The organism is Dyella sp. (genome assembly GCF_035508675.1).
GTDB lineage: Bacteria > Pseudomonadota > Gammaproteobacteria > Xanthomonadales > Rhodanobacteraceae > Dyella_B.
The window spans coordinates 1-4,213 of record NZ_DATJMN010000112.1; the positions used below are offsets into that span (position 1 = coordinate 1).

3 protein-coding genes are annotated in these 4,213 nt (G+C 59.3%); 2 read left to right on the forward strand and 1 reads right to left on the reverse strand.

The features are described 5' to 3' along the window. Positions 1 to 191: 191 nt before the first annotated feature. Positions 192 to 626 (forward strand): hypothetical protein, encoded by a 435-nt coding sequence (locus VMA74_RS06665; RefSeq protein WP_325365857.1) that lies wholly within the window; start codon positions 192 to 194, stop codon positions 624 to 626. Positions 627 to 763: 137 nt separating this feature from the next. On the opposite strand, the gene poxB is transcribed toward VMA74_RS06665, so the two are convergent. After that, complete coding sequence (gene poxB / locus VMA74_RS06670) at positions 764 to 2,482, reverse strand: ubiquinone-dependent pyruvate dehydrogenase (RefSeq protein WP_325365858.1); 1,719 nt, start codon at positions 2,480 to 2,482, stop codon at positions 764 to 766. A gap of 639 nt (positions 2,483 to 3,121) precedes the next feature. Here poxB and VMA74_RS06675 point away from each other — a divergent pair. After that, positions 3,122 to 4,213, forward strand: a 1,092-nt coding sequence (locus VMA74_RS06675) for an MFS transporter (RefSeq protein WP_325365859.1), incomplete at its 3' end; no start/stop codon positions are given.

Genomic DNA, 4,213 nt, shown 5'->3' on the forward strand with positions numbered 1-4,213 from the left:
GAGCTGACTCTGCCCGAATGCGAGTCCGAGGAATTGTCGGATCTCGCGCCGGTGCGATGCGGCAATGGCTATCGCATGTCGGTCTCGTATTCTGTGTCTGATCTCAAGACGCTTGTCGATCATTCCATCAAGTGACCGGGGCAGCCGGCCTCTCCATGAGGGGCCGCCACCGGGTTGAAAGGTAACCGGCCATGTCAACGCGGTCTGCGAATTGGGTTGCGCTGCGCGCCGTGGCATGGATCGCCATGGCGCTGCCGATCTGCCATGGCGTGATGCACGTACACGGAGATTACCCGTCTGCCAGTATCTGGCTGGTGCCCAGTGTTGTCGCCTCGGCCATGGCAGCGACATGCTTTGTGCTGCAGTATCAACGCATGATTCCAGGGTCCTTGGCGCGCTGGCGGCGTCCAAGCTGGGTTGAGAATCCCTTGGCGCTGCATCAACCCCTGCAATGGGGATTGCTGATCGGCGAATCGCTCATGCTGAGCGGCATGGGATGTGCCGTCGTGGATGTACTACTGGACGCCACGCGTCAATGCAGCTGGGAAATGCCCATGGCGGCGGGCATAGGGGTATGGCTGGGTACGTACCTGTTCGGCGAGTTGCGGGCTAGAAACCCGGAATGACGACTCGCCTAAGCGAACCTTAAGTCCGCTTAGGCTGGGATGACAATCCCAGCATTCATCGTGTACCGGGGGCTGGGATTGTCATCCCAGCCTGCGCATTTATGTCCGCCCCATTCAAGCGCGGCAAGCGCGTGGGATCACCGCAGCAAATTCACCTTCGCCAGGTCCACCAGCTGGCTGCCGCGTCCATCAAGCACCGCCTTGATCATGAAGAGTCCGAACTTGTAGGCCTCATCGAACGTCGTCGTCGGCGGCATGGCCAATTCCTGCCTTGCGCTGACCACGTCGACCAGCACGGGGCCGTCGTGCGCAAACGCCTCCATCAATGCCGAGCGGAGATCTTCTGCGCGCTCTACCCGAATGCCTTTGACGCCCACGGCATTGGCCATTTGCGCAAAGTTGGGATTGATCAGGTCACAGCCGGAATCGAGAAAGCCGTTGGCTTTCATCTCCATCTCGACGAAGCCTAGCGTACCGTTGTTCAGCAGGATGATCTTTACGGGAAGATCCAACTGCGTCAACGAGAGAAACTCCCCCATCATCATGGCAAAGCCGCCATCGCCGGACATGGAGATCACCTGGCGATCGGGGCAGGCGACCTGTGCGCCGATGGCATGCAACATCGCGTTCGCCATCGACCCATGGTTGAACGAGCCGACGATCCGGCGCTTGCCGTTTACCTTCAGATAGCGTGCTGTCCACAAGATCGGCGTGCCCACGTCGCAGGTAAAGACAGCGTCTTCAGCCGCCAGCTCACTGACCAGCCTGGTCACGTACTGGGGATGGATGACGTCGCTTCCGTGCCTCGGTTCGGCCAGGCCATCCAGCCCTTCGCGGGCCTTCTTGTAATGGGCGAGCGCCGCGTCGAGATGGCTGGTGTCGGCCTTTTCGGGAATCGACGGCAGCAGCAGCTGCAGTGTTTCGCGCACGTCGCCGATCAGGCCGAGGTTCAGCGGGCAGCGATTGCCAAGCGCTTCCGCGCGGGCATCGATCTGGGCGACCTTTGCGTGCTGGGGAAAGAACTGGCGATACGGAAAATCCGTACCGAGCAAAAGCAGCGTGTCGCAGTCTTTCATGGCGGCATAACCGGAAGCGAAGCCAACGAGCCCGGTCATGCCGACGTCGTAAGGATTGTCATACTCCAGGTATTCCTTGCCGCGCAGTGTGTGCACGATGGGGGCCTTCAGCCGGCGTGCCAGTTCCACGACCTCATCGTGCGCACCGGCGCAGCCGGCGCCACAGAACATCGTGATTCGCGTGCCATCCTTGAGCAGGTTGGTCAGCCGTTTCAGATCCTTCAGGGATGGATGGACGACGGGCCTTGTCGGTATGACCCAATGGGGTACTTCAGCGACGGCGTCTCTTAGCGAAACGTCACCCGGTATGACCACGACCGCCACGCCGCGCCGTGCAACGGCTGCACGCATGGCGCGGCCAAGTATCTGCGGGAGCTGATTCGGGTTGGACACGAGTTCTGCATAGTGGCTGCACTCCTTGAAGAGAATCTCCGGGTGCGTCGCCTGGAAGTAATCGATGCCGATCTCGCTGCTCGGAATATGCGAGGCGATCGCCAGCACCGGTACACCGCTGCGATGGCAGTCGAACAGGCCATTGATGAGATGAAGGTTGCCCGGGCCGCAACTGCCTGCGCACACGGCTAGATCGCCCGTCAAATGGGCTTCAGCACCTGCGGCGAAGGCCGCAGCTTCCTCATGGCGCATGTGCAGCCATTCGATCGAATTACGGCGAAAAGCGTCGGTCAGGCCGTTGAGCGAATCGCCGACGACGCCGTAAACGTGCTTGACGCCTGCCAGTTCAAGGACTTTGGCTACGTATTCGGCGGAGGACATGGCCATGGTGGTGATCTCCCTGGTTGTGAAGTTGGGCGCAACTTAGCTAGGCATGACAATAATGCTGGCGCCTGGAAAATCGGCGATTGCTTTTCGTTGTCCCAGCCAGGCGATGATGTATTCAAAGCGTCCCAAAGCGCGGGGATATGGATGGACGGTCATGACATTAACGCGATAGGAAGTGGCCGGCTTGTACATGTCTGACGGGCGATGGACGAAATCCATATCTTGCCGTCAACCGCCATGTGTTCGTGAAAACGTCGCGTGAAAGTCCGCACAGCAAAGCGCGTAGCGTCGTATCTGTTCCTTATCGAACATTTTCGTCCAAGAACACATGGGCGCGGCTACGACGTGTGGCTCGACCGGCATGGCCTTTGGTGGAAAACAAAGAGCAGCAAGCACAAGGCAGGCGAACGACGCATGCAGGTATCGGGGGCCGCAAGCAACGTCCCATTGGGACGGATGGCGAGGTGACACGGAAATACCCTTACTTGCCGAGGATGCGTGGGCTACTTGAACAACCATGTTTCAAATTGAATGGAACTGCTACCGCTTGAGACGCATAACTACCCGTTTGGGGGGCGAAGTAGGGTGGGGTGACCGATAAAGTGGAAGACGAGCCGGCAGACAACCAAGGTGCCTCCAATGAGTGTCAGAGCCGCTGTTATTCAAGCACCGAAAAAAGCTGAAAGCGCCTATGCCATCGCGTGGGGATTCGCTGCGGTCTTTTACTTCCTGGAATACGCGTCGCGTTCGGCGCCAGCGGTGATGATGCCCGAGCTGTCACAGGCCTTTGGCGTTACCGCGCTCGGTGTCAGCGCCATCTTGGGCTTGTACTACTACACCTATTCCACCACCAGCCTGGTTGCGGGTGTCCTCCTGGATCGTTTCGGCGCCCGCTACGTCGTGCCCGCGGGCATGGCGCTGCTTGCCATTGGCTGCCTGCTCTTCGGCATTCCTCAGTCTGCGATGGGAAGCATCGGACGTCTTCTGCAGGGTGCTGGCTCGGCCTTTGCTTTCACGGGCGCGGTGTACCTTGCATCGCATGGCTTCTCTGCAAAGAAGCTTGCGACGGCGATCGGATTCACGCAGTGCTTCGGCATGCTGGGCGGCACCGCAGGGCAAATTGCCGTAGGGCCGCTTATCCATGGCTTTCTTGGCACCGGCCAATTCTGGACGGGAATGGGCATCGTGGTGTTGCTGGTCGCGGTGGTCTTGCTGCTCATGACGCCGCGCGAAGCACATGTGGCCGCGGCTGGCAAAAAGCGTAGTTTCCTCGCGCCTTACAAAGTCGTACTCAGCAATCCGCAGTCATACATCTGCGGCATTGTTTCCGGTCTTCTGTTTGCGCCGACGACCATTGGCGACATGGTATGGGGCGTTCGCCTGTTTCAGGAAGACAGGCTGTTCAACTATCACGATGCCGTTTTCGCGATCTCGATGGTGCCGTTCGGCTGGGTCTTCGGCTGTCCGCTCTTCGGTTGGCTTGCCGATGCCTTGCATCGCCGGAAAGTGGCGCTGCTTATGGGAGTAAGCGCCATGCTTGCCTGTGCCTTGCAGCTGACGTTTCTTCCGGGTTTGCTGCCGAGTTGGCTCACGCTGCTTGTGTTCGGCATCTCGTCCGGGGCGGCGATGATTCCTTACACGATCATCAAGGAGGTCAATCCGGACAATGTCAAAGGCAGCGCAACCGGAGCGATCAACTTCATCACCTTCAGTGTTACGGCGTTGCTCGGT

Coding starts and splice junctions, on each gene's coding strand:
- VMA74_RS06665 (WP_325365857.1), top strand. CDS start 192: ATGTCAACGCGGTCTGCGAATTGGGTTGCGCTGCGCGCCGTGGCATGG.
- poxB (WP_325365858.1), bottom strand. CDS start 2,482: ATGGCCATGTCCTCCGCCGAATACGTAGCCAAAGTCCTTGAACTGGCA.